The 12,975-nt window shown below is 64.6% G+C and carries 14 protein-coding genes and 1 tRNA gene; 13 read left to right on the forward strand and 2 right to left on the reverse strand.

All coding sequences use genetic code 11. From position 1 onward, the window contains the following. Nucleotides 1-82: 82 nt before the first annotated feature. The gene (locus BM133_RS04030; RefSeq protein ID WP_093431820.1) at nucleotides 83-1,279 is read right to left on the reverse strand and encodes an amino acid aminotransferase; all 1,197 of its coding nucleotides are present in this window, start codon (nucleotides 1,277-1,279) and stop codon (nucleotides 83-85) included. A gap of 105 nt (nucleotides 1,280-1,384) precedes the next feature. Here BM133_RS04030 and uvrB point away from each other — a divergent pair, with 105 nt between their 5' ends. The 10 genes from uvrB (at nucleotide 1,385) to BM133_RS04080 (ending at nucleotide 10,124) form a co-directional block, all read left to right on the forward strand. After that, the gene (gene uvrB, locus BM133_RS04035) at nucleotides 1,385-3,502 is read left to right on the forward strand and encodes an excinuclease ABC subunit UvrB (RefSeq protein ID WP_093431821.1); all 2,118 of its coding nucleotides are present in this window, start codon (nucleotides 1,385-1,387) and stop codon (nucleotides 3,500-3,502) included. Between the two features lie 234 nt (nucleotides 3,503-3,736). Further along, complete coding sequence (iscR, locus tag BM133_RS04040; protein WP_093237517.1) at nucleotides 3,737-4,273, forward strand: Fe-S cluster assembly transcriptional regulator IscR; 537 nt, start codon at nucleotides 3,737-3,739, stop codon at nucleotides 4,271-4,273. A 77-nt stretch (nucleotides 4,274-4,350) separates the two neighbouring features. After that, nucleotides 4,351-5,571, forward strand: coding sequence for an IscS subfamily cysteine desulfurase (locus BM133_RS04045; RefSeq protein ID WP_093431823.1), 1,221 nt, complete (start codon nucleotides 4,351-4,353; stop codon nucleotides 5,569-5,571). 72 nt (nucleotides 5,572-5,643) lie between these two features. Then, nucleotides 5,644-6,063, forward strand: a complete 420-nt coding sequence (gene iscU / locus BM133_RS04050) for a Fe-S cluster assembly scaffold IscU (RefSeq protein WP_093431824.1) — start codon at nucleotides 5,644-5,646, stop codon at nucleotides 6,061-6,063. 1 nt (nucleotide 6,064) lies between these two features. After that, nucleotides 6,065-6,388 carry an iron-sulfur cluster assembly protein IscA gene (gene iscA, locus BM133_RS04055; protein ID WP_007828190.1) on the forward strand — a complete coding sequence of 108 codons (324 nt, stop codon included), beginning with the start codon at nucleotides 6,065-6,067 and terminating at the stop codon, nucleotides 6,386-6,388. A gap of 63 nt (nucleotides 6,389-6,451) precedes the next feature. Continuing rightward, complete coding sequence (gene hscB / locus BM133_RS04060) at nucleotides 6,452-6,970, forward strand: Fe-S protein assembly co-chaperone HscB (RefSeq protein ID WP_093431826.1); 519 nt, start codon at nucleotides 6,452-6,454, stop codon at nucleotides 6,968-6,970. Nucleotides 6,971-6,976: 6 nt separating this feature from the next. Next, nucleotides 6,977-8,839 (forward strand): Fe-S protein assembly chaperone HscA, encoded by a 1,863-nt coding sequence (gene hscA, locus BM133_RS04065; RefSeq protein ID WP_093431827.1) that lies wholly within the window; start codon nucleotides 6,977-6,979, stop codon nucleotides 8,837-8,839. 9 nt (nucleotides 8,840-8,848) lie between these two features. Then, nucleotides 8,849-9,187, forward strand: coding sequence for an ISC system 2Fe-2S type ferredoxin (gene fdx, locus BM133_RS04070; protein ID WP_093431829.1), 339 nt, complete (start codon nucleotides 8,849-8,851; stop codon nucleotides 9,185-9,187). A gap of 85 nt (nucleotides 9,188-9,272) precedes the next feature. Then, entirely contained in the window at nucleotides 9,273-9,995 is a 723-nt protein-coding gene (gene dnaQ / locus BM133_RS04075) for a DNA polymerase III subunit epsilon (RefSeq protein WP_093431830.1), read from the forward strand. Nucleotides 9,996-10,049: 54 nt separating this feature from the next. After that, nucleotides 10,050-10,124, forward strand: a tRNA-Val gene (locus BM133_RS04080). 52 nt (nucleotides 10,125-10,176) lie between these two features. On the opposite strand, the gene BM133_RS04085 is transcribed toward BM133_RS04080, so the two are convergent. Then, nucleotides 10,177-11,109 carry a DUF1266 domain-containing protein gene (locus BM133_RS04085; RefSeq protein WP_093431832.1) on the reverse strand — a complete coding sequence of 311 codons (933 nt, stop codon included), beginning with the start codon at nucleotides 11,107-11,109 and terminating at the stop codon, nucleotides 10,177-10,179. A gap of 91 nt (nucleotides 11,110-11,200) precedes the next feature. Here BM133_RS04085 and BM133_RS04090 point away from each other — a divergent pair, with 91 nt between their 5' ends. From BM133_RS04090 to BM133_RS04100, 3 genes are all read left to right on the forward strand, one after another. Beyond that, nucleotides 11,201-11,554, forward strand: coding sequence for a hypothetical protein (locus BM133_RS04090; protein WP_093431833.1), 354 nt, complete (start codon nucleotides 11,201-11,203; stop codon nucleotides 11,552-11,554). A gap of 148 nt (nucleotides 11,555-11,702) precedes the next feature. Further along, complete coding sequence (locus BM133_RS04095; protein WP_093431835.1) at nucleotides 11,703-11,825, forward strand: stereocilin; 123 nt, start codon at nucleotides 11,703-11,705, stop codon at nucleotides 11,823-11,825. 32 nt (nucleotides 11,826-11,857) lie between these two features. Continuing rightward, nucleotides 11,858-12,961, forward strand: coding sequence for an NAD(P)/FAD-dependent oxidoreductase (locus BM133_RS04100; protein ID WP_093431836.1), 1,104 nt, complete (start codon nucleotides 11,858-11,860; stop codon nucleotides 12,959-12,961). The last annotated feature ends 14 nt before the right edge of the window (nucleotides 12,962-12,975 follow it).

Consider the following 12,975-nt stretch of genomic DNA (forward strand, 5'->3'; position numbering starts at 1 on the left):
TCCGACCTCGCGACAGGGCCCCTTCTGGCGAAAGGTGTGAAGGAATCGTCGCAAGACGGATTCCTTCACACTTTGCTGTCACCTAGATGACTTTGGCGATCGACGCGCAGACGTAGTCGATGTTCTTGCTGTTCAGTGCGGCCACGCACATGCGGCCGGTGTCGGTGCCGTACACGCCGAATTCATTGCGCAGGCGCACCATCTGGTCCTTGGTGAGGCCCGAGTAGCTGAACATGCCGATCTGCGTGGTGATGAAGCTCATGTCTTCCTTCACGCCGGCCGCCTTCAGGCCATCGACCAGCTTCTGGCGCATGGCCTTGATACGCACGCGCATCTCGCCGAGTTCCTTTTCCCAGAGGGCGCGCAGCTCGGCATTGCCGAGCACCGCGGCCACCACCGCGCCGCCGTGGATCGGCGGGTTGCTGTAGTTGGTGCGGATGGCGATCTTCAGCTGCGACAGCACGCGGCCGGCTTCTTCCTTGTTCTCGCACAGCACCGAGAGGGCGCCCACGCGTTCGCCGTAGAGGCTGAAGCTCTTGGAGAACGAGGTCGAGACGAAGAACGTCAGACCCGCTTCTACGAACTTGGCGACGGCGGCGCCGTCTTCCTTCAGGCCGTAGCCGAAGCCCTGGTAGGCCATGTCCAGGAAGGGCACGAGGCCCTTGGCCTTGACTGCGGCGACGACCTGGTCCCACTGGGCTGCGGTGATGTCGTAGCCGGTCGGGTTGTGGCAGCAGGCGTGCAGCACGACGACGGTGCCCGCGGGCGCTGCGTTCAGCGCGGCCAGCATGCCCTCGAAGTTGACCCCGCGCTTGGCGGCGTCGTAGTAGGGATAGCTTTCGACGTCGAAGCCCGCGTTGGTGAACAGGGCGCGGTGGTTTTCCCAGCTCGGGTCGCTGATCAGCACCTTGGCCTTGGGGTTGAGCTTCTTCAGGAAGTCGGCGCCGACCTTCAGGCCGCCGGTGCCGCCGATGGCCTGGATCGTGGCCACGCGGCCCGATTGCACGGGCTCGCTGTCGGCACCGAAAACCAGTGTCTTCACGGCGTTGTCGTACGCCACGATGCCGTCGATGGGGAGATAACCGCGCGCCGTGGGCGCTTTCATCATGTCCTGTTCGGCGGCCTGCACGCACTGCAGCAGGGGCAGCTTGCCGTTGTCGTCGTAATAGACGCCGACGCCGAGATTGACCTTGTTGGGATTGGTATCGGCTCCAAATTGCTCGTTGAGGCCGAGGATCGGGTCGCGCGGTGCCATTTCGACCGCGGTGAACATAGACATGGAAAGGTCCTTTGGGATGAAAGCTTCGCTGGCAACCGGACTTGCGCTACGCTTTCCGGTTGCCTTGAATTTTACCGGCGCCATCGCCACCTGTCGGGAACAGCCATGCCAGAGAACACCGAAGCCATAGCAGACCTGAAGAAACTGGACCCGATCGGTCCGGCGAAAGAAGGCCAGTTCATCAAGTATCCCGACTCGCCGTTCGAGCTTTTCCAGCCGTATCCGCCGGCCGGGGACCAGCCCAAGGCAATCGACGGGCTGGTCGAGGGCGTGATCGACGGCGAGGTCTTCCAGACGCTGCTGGGCGTGACGGGCTCGGGCAAGACCTTCACCATGGCCAACGTGATCGCGCGGCTGGGCCGCCCGGCCATCGTGTTCGCGCCCAACAAGACGCTGGCCGCGCAGCTCTACAGCGAGTTTCGCGAGTTCTTCCCGAAGAACGCGATCGAGTACTTCGTGAGCTACTACGACTACTACCAGCCCGAGGCCTACGTGCCGCAGCGCGATCTGTTCATCGAGAAGGACTCCTCGATCAACGAGCACATCGAGCAGATGCGCCTGTCGGCCACCAAGAGCGTGCTGGAGCGGCGCGACACGGTCATCGTGGCGACGGTGAGCGCGATCTACGGCATCGGCACGCCCGAGGACTACACGCAGATGCGTTTCATCATGCGGGTGGGCGACAAGATCGGACAGCGCGACGTGATCAGCCGGCTGATCCGCATGCAGTACACGCGCAACGAGCAGGACTTTGCGCGTGGCACGTTCCGCGTGCGCGGCGACACGATCGACGTGTTCCCGGCCGAACACAGCGAACTGGCGATCCGCATCGAATTGTTTGACGACGAGATCGAGACGCTGCAGCTGTTCGATCCGCTCACCGGCCGAATTCGCCAGAAGATCCCGCGCTTCACGGTGTATCCGTCGAGCCACTACGTGACGCCGCGCGACAAGGTGCTGGGCGCGGTCGAGACCATCAAGATCGAACTGGCCGAACGGCTCAAGGAGTTCGTGGGGCAGGGCAAGCTCGTGGAGGCGCAGCGCCTGGAGCAGCGCACCCGCTTCGACCTCGAGATGCTCGCCGAGATCGGCCACTGCAAGGGCATCGAGAACTACTCGCGCCACCTCTCGGGCGCGGCGCCCGGCGACCCGCCGGCCACGCTGACCGACTACCTGCCGAAGGACGCGCTGATGTTCCTGGACGAGAGCCACCAGATGATCGGCCAGCTCAACGCCATGTACAGCGGCGACCGGGCGCGCAAGACCACGCTGGTCGAGTACGGCTTCCGGCTGCCTTCGGCGATGGACAACCGGCCGCTCAAGTTCGAGGAATTCGAAAAGCGCATGCGGCAGGCGATCTTTGTTTCGGCCACGCCGGCGCAGTACGAGAAGGATCATTCGGGCAATGTCGTCGAGCAGCTCGTGCGCCCGACGGGCCTGATCGACCCCGAGGTCGAGGTGCGTCCCGCGACACACCAGGTCGACGACGTACTGGGCGAGATCCGCATCCGCGTCGACAAGAACGAGCGTGTGCTCATCACCACGCTGACCAAGCGCATGGCCGAGCAACTGACCGACTACCTGGGCGACAACGGCGTGAAGGTGCGCTACCTGCACAGCGACGTAGACACGGTCGAGCGGGTGGAAATCCTGCGCGACTTGCGCCTGGGCGCCTTCGACGTGCTGGTGGGCATCAACCTGCTGCGCGAGGGGCTGGACATTCCCGAGGTGTCGCTGGTGGCGATCCTCGATGCGGACAAGGAAGGTTTCCTCCGTGCGGAGCGCTCGCTGATCCAGACCATCGGCCGCGCGGCGCGGAACCTGAACGGCAAGGCGATCCTGTACGCCGACCGGATGACCGACTCGATGAAGAAGGCCATCAGCGAAACCGAGCGCCGTCGCGTCCGACAGATCGCCCACAACGAGGCCAATGGCATCACGCCGCGCAGCATCGTCAAGCAGGTGCGCGACCTGATCGACGGGGTCTACAGCGAGAAGACAGGCAAGGAAATGGCCAAGCTCGACCTGGAACGCGCCAAGGTCGAGGACATGAGTGAGAAGGACTTCGCGCGGGAAATCAAGCGGCTGGAGAAGCTCATGCTCGAGCACGCCCGCAACCTCGAATTCGAGAAGGCGGCAAGGGTTCGGGATCAGCTGGCGCTGCTGCGCGAGCAGGCGTTCGGGGCGGCGGGCGGCGACAACATCGCGATCTTGCCGTCGTAGGCCGGAAGTCCGCGTTCTTCAAGGGGTTGGCGCTGGGGTTTACCCCAGCAGAGTTGAGGGCCTTCTGCTATACTTGACCGAAACACTCAACAACAAAAACTAGAACTTCGCGATGAAGGACCGACTCCTACCGACTGGTTCACCAGTGTCAAGGGTCGGGCAGGGCGGAGACGAAGTCACCGCGGTCCAGGACCATGGTGTCATTTCAACGGTAAGCACTTGAAGGAGCTTGCGATGCGTCTCACTACCAAAGGCCGTTTTGCGGTCACCGCCATGATCGATCTGGCCCTGCGCCAGAACACCGGTCCGGTCACCTTGGCTGCAATCAGTCAGCGGCAGCAGATTTCGTTGTCGTACCTCGAACAGCTGTTCGGCAAGTTGCGCCGCCACGAACTGGTCGAGTCGACCCGTGGCCCCGGCGGCGGCTACAGCCTCGGCCGCAAGGCTGCGGATATCACCGTGGCCGACATCATTGTTTCCGTCGATGAGCCCATCGATGCCACGCAATGCGGCGGCAAGGAAAACTGCCTGGGCGAAGCCGGCCGTTGCATGACGCACGAGCTCTGGGCTTCGCTGAACCAGCGCATGGTCGAGTTTCTCGATTCCGTCACCTTGCAGAAGCTGGTCGACGACCAGATCGCCAAGGGCGTGCAGATCGAGAACAAGCCGGTCGTCAAGCGCGCGATCTCGGCGCAGCCGGTGGTCAAGCCGATTCGCGTGAATGCGCCGAATTCGGTGTTTGCCCTCGGCAACGTCTTCGCCAAGTCCTGAGTTGCGAGCGGCGCCGAAGAGCGCCGCCGCCAGAAGCCCAGATCAAAGAACAACCCCCACGCCAGCCCGAGCCAGCCATGGACGTCACTCCTCATTTTCCGATCTATCTCGATTACGGCGCGACTACGCCGGTCGACCCGCGTGTGGTCGACGCCATGATTCCCTGGTTGCGCGAGCACTTCGGCAACCCGGCGTCGCGCAGCCATGCTTGGGGCTGGGAAGCTGAAGAGGCGGTCGAGAAGGCGCGCGGCCAAGTGGCGGACCTGATCAATGCGGACCCTCGCGAGATCGTCTGGACCTCGGGCGCCACCGAGTCGATCAATCTCGCGCTCAAGGGCGCGGCCCAGTTCTACAAGGGCAAGGGCAAGCACCTGATCACGCTGAAGACCGAGCACAAGGCTGTGCTCGACACCATGCGCGAACTCGAGCGCCAGGGCTTTGAAGTCACTTACCTGGACGTCGAGGAAAACGGCCTGGTCGATCTCGACAAGTTCAAGGCGGCGATCCGCCCCGACACCATCCTGGCCAGCGTGCTGTTCGTGAACAACGAAATCGGCGTGATCCAGGACGTGGTCGCGCTCGGTAACGTCTGCCGCGAGAAGGGCGTGATCTTCCACGTCGACTCGGCCCAGGCCACCGGCAAGGTCGACATCGACATCACGAAGTTGCCCATCGACCTGATGAGCCTCGCCTCGCACAAGACCTACGGTCCCAAGGGCATCGGCGCCCTGTACGTGCGCCGGAAGCCCCGCATTCGCCTGGAAGCGCAGATGCACGGCGGCGGTCATGAGCGCGGCATGCGCTCGGGCACCCTGCCCACGCACCAGATCGTCGGCATGGGCGAGGCCTATCGCATCGCCAAGCTCGAGATGAAGGACGACATCGCCCATGCGCGCCGCCTGCAGCAACGCCTGTTGGACGGCCTGAAGGATGTCGAGCAGGTGTTCATCAACGGCGACCTCGAACGCCGCGTGCCGCACAACCTGAACATGAGCTTCAATTACGTCGAAGGCGAATCGCTGATCATGGGTATCAAGGGCCTGGCGGTGTCGTCGGGTTCGGCTTGTACCTCGGCCAGCCTGGAGCCCAGCTATGTGCTGCGCGCCCTGGGCCGCAGCGACGAGCTGGCCCACAGCAGCCTTCGCATGACCATCGGCCGCTTCACGACCGAAGAAGAAATCGACTACGCCATCTCGACCATCAAGCACAACGTAGCCAAGCTGCGCGAGCTGAGCCCGCTCTGGGAGATGTTCCAGGACGGCGTCGACATCAGCACGATCCAGTGGTCGGCCCACTGACACACATACAAGCGCAGACACGAACGGCCCGCCCCGAGGCTCCACGATTGAACAAAGTTTGAGAGGTACACCATGGCATATTCTTCCAAGGTCATCGACCACTACGAAAATCCACGCAACGTCGGCTCCTTCGAAAAGGGCGACGACTCGGTAGGCACCGGCATGGTCGGCGCGCCGGCCTGCGGCGACGTGATGAAGCTGCAGATCAAGGTCAACCCGGAAACCGGCGTGATCGAAGACGCACGCTTCAAGACCTACGGCTGCGGCTCGGCCATTGCCTCGTCGTCGCTCGTGACCGAATGGGTCAAGGGCAAGACGCTCGACGAGGCGGCTGCGCTCAAGAACGCGCAGATCGCCGAAGAACTGGCGCTGCCGCCGGTCAAGATCCACTGCTCGATCCTCGCGGAAGACGCCATCAAGGCGGCCGTGAACGACTACAAGGCCAAGCACGGCGCCAAGACCACCGAGTCGGCCGCCGAAGCTGTTCACTGAAATGGCCGTCACGCTGACCGAAGCCGCTGCGCGCCACGTCACCCGCTACCTCGGCAAACGGGGCAAGGGCGTGGGCGTGCGGCTGGGCGTGAAGACCACGGGATGCTCCGGCTTGGCCTACAAGCTCGAGTACGTCGACGAGTTCACGCCTGAAGACGTGGTGTTCGAAGACCACGGCGTGAAGGTGCTGGTCGACCCGAAGAGCCTGGCCTACATCGACGGCACGCAACTGGACTTCGTGCGCGAGGGCCTGAACGAAGGCTTCAAGTTCATCAATCCGAACGAGCGCGATCGCTGCGGCTGCGGAGAAAGCTTTCGCATCTGATGCGTCGTCGCTGACCGCGACCACAGCCGCCACCATGTCATGTGCTGGCGGTTTTTTCTTGCCATGAACCTGAACGACACCGACTTTGAACTGTTCGCCGTCCCGGCGACTTTCGCGCAGGACCGCGCCGCGCTCGACGCGCGCTGGAAAGAACTGCAGCGCGAGGCCCACCCCGACCGCTTCGCCGCGCAGGGCGCCGCGGCGCAGCGCGTGGCCATGCAGTGGTCGGTGCGCATCAACGAGGCCTACCAGCGCCTGAAGGACCCGATCCGCCGCGCGAGCTACATCTGCGAACTGCACGACGCGCCGCTGAACGCAGAGAACAACACGGCCATGCCGCCCGACTTCCTGATGCAGCAGATGGAATGGCGCGAGGCGCTCGACGACGCCGGGGACATCGCCGCCGTCGAGAAGCTGCAAGCCGAGGTCGATGCCGGCCGCGCCCGTACCCTGTCCTCGCTCGATTGGCTAATCGACGAGAAGGGCGACTATCCGGCTGCCGCGCAACAGGTGAGAGCCCTCATGTTCATTGAGCGCTTCGGACAGGACGTCGAAGCCAAATTCGATCAGTTGGGACAATAGGCCCTTATGGCTCTTCTTCAGATTTCCGAACCCGGCCAGGCGCCCGATCCGCATCAGCGCCGCATTGCCGTGGGCATCGACCTCGGCACCACGCACTCGCTGGTGGCCGCGGTGCGCAACGGCGTGGCCGAGTGCCTGCCCGACGACCAGGGCCGCGTGCTGTTGCCTTCGGCTGTGCGCTACCTCGAAGGCGATCGCCGGCAGATCGGTTTCGATGCGCTCGCCGCACGCGCGCAGGACCCCGCCAACACCATCACCTCGGTCAAGCGCCTCATGGGCCGCGGCCTTGCCGACATCGCGAACCGCGAAGCCATGTCCTACCGCATCGGCGGCGACGACGGCGGCATGGTGAAGGTGCAGACCACGGTGGGTGAGAAGTCGCCCGTCGAGATCAGCGCAGAGATCCTGGCGACGCTGCGCTTTCGCGCCGAAGACACCTTCGACGACGAGCTCTACGGCGCCGTCATCACCGTACCGGCCTACTTCGACGAGGGCCAGCGCCAGGCCACCAAGGACGCCGCGCAACTGGCCGGTCTCAACGTGCTGCGCCTGATCAGTGAGCCCACGGCCGCGGCGATCGCCTACGGCCTGGACAACGCGAGCGAAGGCGTCTACGCGGTCTACGACCTTGGCGGCGGCACCTTCGACATCTCCATCCTGCGGCTCACGCAGGGCGTGTTCGAGGTCATCGCCACTGGCGGCGACTCGGCGCTCGGCGGCGACGACTACGACCACGCGCTCGCCGACTTCGTGCGCACCCAGGCCGGCTTGCAGGTCGGCAGTGACAGCGACAAGGCAGCCATGCTCGTGGCCGCTCGTGCAGCCAAGGAGGCCCTGACCGATTCGGACGCCGTTGAATTCAAGGCCGATGTGGCTGGTGGTGCCGCCCGGTTCGACCTGACGCGCGCGCATTTCGACGCAGCGACGAAATCGCTCACGGACAAGACCATCGTGGCCGTCCGCAAGGCGCTGCGTGACGCGAAGCTCGAGGCCGACGACCTGCAGGGCATCGTGCTCGTCGGCGGCTCCACCCGCATGCCGCAGATCCGCACGGCGGTGGCCCAGTTCTTCGGCCGCGAGCCGCTGGTCAACCTGAACCCCGACGAAGTCGTCGCCCTGGGCGCCGCGATCCAGGCCAACCAGCTGGCCGGCAACAACGGCGCGGGCGAACTGCTGCTGCTGGACGTGATCCCGCTCTCGCTCGGCATCGAAACGATGGGCGGCCTGGTCGAGCGCATCGTGCCGCGCAACCAGACCATCCCCACCGCGATGGCGCAGGACTTCACGACCTACCAGGACGGCCAGACCGCCCTTGCGCTGCACGTGGTGCAGGGCGAGCGCGACCTGGTGTCCGACTGCCGCAGCCTGGCGCGCTTCACGCTGCGGGGCATCCCGCCGATGACGGCCGGCGCGGCGCGCATCCGCGTGACCTTCACCGTCGATGCCGACGGCCTTTTGAGCGTGAGTGCCAAGGAGCAGGGCAGCGGCGTCGAGGCCAGCGTCGCAGTCAAGCCGTCGTACGGCCTGTCCGACGACCAGATCGCCACCATGCTGCAGGAGAGCTTCTCCACCGCGCAGCAGGACATGCAGGCCCGTGCCCTGGTAGAAGCGCGTGTCGACGCCGACCGCATGCTGCTCGCCACGCAGAGCGCGCTCGATGCCGATGGCGATCTTCTGAACGAAGACGAGCGTGCCGTCATCGACGCGTCGATGGCGAAGCTGCGCGAAGTCGCCAAGAGCAGCAGCGAAGCCGCCGCCATCGAGGCCGCCACCAAGGCGCTGGCCAACGACACCGAGGCCTTCGCCGCCCAACGCATGAACGCGGGCATTGCGCGCGCCCTGGCCGGCCGCAAGGTCGAATCCCTCTAGAACAACAACATGCCCACGATCAAGATCTACCCGCATCCCGAGTACTGCCCGCAAGGCGCCGAAATCACCGCGCCCGCCGGCACGTCGATCTGCGAGGCGCTGCTGGACAACCACATCAACATCGAGCACGCCTGCGAGATGAGCTGCGCCTGCACCACCTGCCACGTGGTCGTGCGCGAGGGCTTCAACTCGCTCAACGAGGCGGAAGAGGGCGAAGAAGACCTGCTGGACCGCGCCTGGGGCCTGGAGCCGCAATCGCGGCTGAGTTGCCAATCGATCCTGGCGCAGGAGAATGTGACGATCGAGATTCCGAAGTATTCGATCAACCACGCCAAGGAAAACCACTGATGAGCGCAGCGCCGGGCCGCCCCAGGCAAGCTCGCCCCCCCTTGGGGGAAGGCGAGGACACGAAGTGCCGAGACAGGGGGCACGCATGAGTCGCCAGATCGTCCTCGATACCGAAACCACCGGTCTCTCTGCCGAGAACGGCGACCGTGTCATCGAGCTCGGCTGCGTGGAGTTGTTCGCCCGCAAGCTCACCGGCAACGACCTGCACATCTACTTCAACCCGGAGCGCGAGAGCCATGAAGACGCGCTCAAGGTGCACGGCCTGACGACCGACTTCCTGCGCGACAAGCCGAAGTTCGCGACGCTGGGCAACGACATCATCGAGTACCTGCGCGGTGCCGAGCTGATCATTCACAACGCGGCGTTCGACGTCGGCTTCCTCAACAAGGAATTCGAGCGCGCCGGCCTGCCGCTCCTGCGCACCTTCGTGAGCGAAGTGACCGACACGCTGGCCATGGCGAAGCTGGTCTATCCGGGCAAGCGCAATTCGCTCGACGCGTTGTGCGACCGCTTCGGCGTCGACCGCTCGAACCGCACCTTCCACGGCGCCAAGCTCGACGCGCAGCTGCTGGCCGACGTTTACATCAACCTCACGCGCGGCCAGGACGCGCTGCTGATCGACGTCGCATCGAACGAGCCGGCGCAGGGCACCACCCAGGTGACGATCGACCTGAGCCAGTTCGAACTGCCGGTGATCACGGCCGGCGAACAGGAACTGGCAGCACACGAAGCGGTGTTGTCGCAGCTCGACAAATCAAGCAACGGCCGCACGCTCTTTCGCCAAAGCGGCGGAAATGCTGTGGCATAATCGAAGGCTTCGCGCAACGCGATTAATTCCACGGCACTGCACTCGCGGTGCCACGGGCGGTTAGCTCAGGGGTAGAGCACAGCATTCACACTGCTGGGGTCGGAGGTTCGAAACCTCCACCGCCCACCACAATTCCACGACACGGCACCTTCGGGTGCCGTTTTCGTTGGTGCCGCCGATGTCAGCGAAAAGGCACGCCGCGGTAAGGGCTGCGGGCATCGCTCAGAAGCATGCGGTTCGTGCGCAAGAGGTGTTCTTCGCGCGCGTCGGAATACCGCCAGATCAGGCCGCCGGCGATGTACGCGGCACTCACTTGCGACCAGTCGGCATAGGCCTCGCGCACCTGCGAGGCCAGTGCGCCGGCGAAGCCCGCGAATTCCCCGCGTTCGATGAAGCCCAGTTGCACCGCCCACCGCGACAGGCTGGCCAATCGCACGGCATCCCAGGCGACCAGGTTGGAAATCTGGGGCGGCGACGCCTTGAAGTGCTTGCGCAAGGCGTTGACCCAGCTTGAGCTGCCTGCCGTCAGTTGGGTCAGGTCCGTGACCGATCGCCCGCTCTCCGCCGCCAGCGCGCGGTAGTCCAGGCTCTTGCGCGCCTTGATCTGGAAGAACGCGGGGAACCACGCATCCATGACCAGGCGCAGCACGGCCGGCGTGCTCTGGGTTGCCGCGTCGATGGCGGCAATGGCTTGCCACGTGGACAGGTAGGTCGAGCGCTGCCCTTCCTCTACGAGCCAATGGGCCGTTTCCTCAAAGCTCTCACGGTCGTGCACGTTCCACACTTCCGCGATGCCCTCGCGCAACTCGTCGTCGTCTTTTCCTGTGGCGACGGCATTGACGTAATCGCCATTGAACGCGGACAGCGGCGCGCTCAGCGTGACCAGCCATTGCTCTTCTGTCGTGAGCGTCTCCGCGGTGCTGAAATGAAGCTTGTCGTTGTCGAGCAGCGCATGCCCGAGCGTGTCTCTGATGCCCATTGATTTCCCTCCAGTTTTTTTAAAACAAATGAATGCATCCGGATTGGATGCCCGCTGAATAACGTCAAAGGCGATCTTAAACAGCAGCGCACGTCCGGATCGCAAGCGAGCGTGTTGGAAAATCGATGGGTTCATCACCGCATCTAATTCTTGGCGAGATTTCGCAGGATCCAATCGAATTGGTTATGGCGGTATTGATCGCGTTGTTTAATCCCCAAAAATTGAAATGCCCAATTTCCTGAATAGCGTTTCCATTCGAGTCCTGGTGATCTGGGGCGCTGCGCTCATGCTGGGTCCATTCGCATTGGCGGCGAACGACCTTCCTTCTTTGAGGGCGGGCGAAGACTACGGCGCGGTGCGCACGAAAATGATCAATGCCGGGTGGAAACCGTTCCACGCGCGCGATGCCGACAGATGCGGCTCCGGCGATGCGCGGTGCGCCAACAGGCCCGAGATGGTCGCGTGCGCCGGCACCGGACTGGCCAACTGCAAGTTTCTCTGGAAGAAGAGTTCTCGCACTGTCGCCCTGTGCACGGCCGGGGAGACGAGGGCCGTGTTCACCGGCGCTTGCCGGCTCTAGCTCTAGTTTGTTCGGGGGGCGGCACACTGCTGCTCTGCCAGCGAGGGCGCCCGTCGATCGAACTGTCGGCTCGCACTGACGCCAAGTGCCGATGCATGCTGGCTGGCCGTCTGCGGCAACGGCATAGAAGAGGGAAAAGGAGACGACCATGGCCACCCATCCCGACCTTCCGACCCCCGTCACGCCCAATCTGCCCGTGGAGCCTGACGAAGGGCCGAGCACACCGCCCGACGAGCCCACCGATCCGGAGCCTCCGCCCAGCGTGTCGTGAATCCGCCGCGCGGGCCACGCTAAGCTCGCGCCATGGACGAACTCGATTGCGCCGTCATCGGCGGTGGTGTGGTGGGGCTGGCAGTGGCGCGCGCCTTGGCGCTCGCAGGCCGCGACGTGCTGGTGCTCGAATCCGAAGGCGCCATCGGCACCGGGACCAGTTCGCGCAACAGCGAAGTGATCCATGCCGGCATCTATTACCCCGAGGGCTCGCTGAAGGCGCGCCTGTGCGTCGAAGGGCGGCATGCGCTCTACGCCTATGCGGCGGAGCGCGGCGTGCCGCACCAGCGTTGCGGCAAGCTCATCGTGGCGACCTCCGCCGAGCAGGTGGGCCAACTCGAGGCGATCCGCATGAAGGCCGCGGCCAATGGCGTCGACGATCTCGTGCAGATCACCGCGCAGCAAGCTCAAGAGATGGAGCCGCAACTGCATTGCACGGCGGCACTCCATTCGCCGAGCACCGGCATCGTCGACAGCCATGCGCTCATGCTGAGCCTGCTCGGCGACCTGGAGAACGCAGGCGGCATGCTGGCATTGAAGTCGCCCATCACGCGCGCCGAATGCACCGACCGCGGCATCGTCCTGATCGCCGAGGACGGAACGGCGCTGCGTTGCCGCAGCGTCGTCAATGCAGCGGGCCTCTGCGCACCGGCGCTGGCTCGCCGATTCGAAGGCTTGCCCGCCTCGGCGATTCCGACGGAGCACTTCGCCAAGGGCAACTACTTCACCCTCTCGGGCCGCGCGCCGTTCAGCCGGCTCATCTATCCGGTACCCGAGCCCGGTGGCCTGGGCGTGCACCTGACGATCGACCTGGGCGGCCAGGCCAAGTTCGGCCCTGACGTGCAATGGGTCGATTCAGCCGATGACCTCGTGGTGGACCCCGCCCGCGGCGACGGTTTCTATGCAGAGGTGCGCAAGTACTGGCCCGCGCTGCCCGAGGGCGGACTGATCGCGGGCTACGCCGGCATGCGACCCAAGATCTCGGGCCCTGGCGAGGCGGCCGCCGACTTCAGGATCGACGGCCCCGCGTCGCACGGCGTGCCGGGCCTGGTCAACCTGTTCGGCATCGAATCGCCGGGGCTCACCAGCAGCCTTGCGATCGGTGCCCACGTGGCCCGGCTGCTGGCCGATGCGTGAGGCAAACGCGTGCA

Source organism: Variovorax sp. 770b2 (assembly GCF_900115685.1).
Classification (GTDB): Bacteria; Pseudomonadota; Gammaproteobacteria; order Burkholderiales; family Burkholderiaceae_C; genus Variovorax.

Bases quoted from the DNA above. Each gene is read 5' to 3' on its own strand.
- hscB (WP_093431826.1), top strand. From the start codon at position 6,452: ATGAACCTGAACGACACCGACTTTGAACTGTTCGCCGTCCCGGCGACT.
- BM133_RS04085 (WP_093431832.1), bottom strand. From the start codon at position 11,109: ATGAACCCATCGATTTTCCAACACGCTCGCTTGCGATCCGGACGTGCG.
- uvrB (WP_093431821.1), top strand. From the start codon at position 1,385: ATGCCAGAGAACACCGAAGCCATAGCAGACCTGAAGAAACTGGACCCG.
- hscA (WP_093431827.1), top strand. From the start codon at position 6,977: ATGGCTCTTCTTCAGATTTCCGAACCCGGCCAGGCGCCCGATCCGCAT.
- BM133_RS04095 (WP_093431835.1), top strand. From the start codon at position 11,703: ATGGCCACCCATCCCGACCTTCCGACCCCCGTCACGCCCAATCTGCCC.
- iscA (WP_007828190.1), top strand. From the start codon at position 6,065: ATGGCCGTCACGCTGACCGAAGCCGCTGCGCGCCACGTCACCCGCTAC.
- iscR (WP_093237517.1), top strand. From the start codon at position 3,737: ATGCGTCTCACTACCAAAGGCCGTTTTGCGGTCACCGCCATGATCGAT.
- BM133_RS04030 (WP_093431820.1), bottom strand. From the start codon at position 1,279: ATGTCTATGTTCACCGCGGTCGAAATGGCACCGCGCGACCCGATCCTC.
- BM133_RS04090 (WP_093431833.1), top strand. From the start codon at position 11,201: ATGCCCAATTTCCTGAATAGCGTTTCCATTCGAGTCCTGGTGATCTGG.
- dnaQ (WP_093431830.1), top strand. From the start codon at position 9,273: ATGAGTCGCCAGATCGTCCTCGATACCGAAACCACCGGTCTCTCTGCC.
- fdx (WP_093431829.1), top strand. From the start codon at position 8,849: ATGCCCACGATCAAGATCTACCCGCATCCCGAGTACTGCCCGCAAGGC.
- BM133_RS04045 (WP_093431823.1), top strand. From the start codon at position 4,351: ATGGACGTCACTCCTCATTTTCCGATCTATCTCGATTACGGCGCGACT.
- iscU (WP_093431824.1), top strand. From the start codon at position 5,644: ATGGCATATTCTTCCAAGGTCATCGACCACTACGAAAATCCACGCAAC.
- BM133_RS04100 (WP_093431836.1), top strand. From the start codon at position 11,858: ATGGACGAACTCGATTGCGCCGTCATCGGCGGTGGTGTGGTGGGGCTG.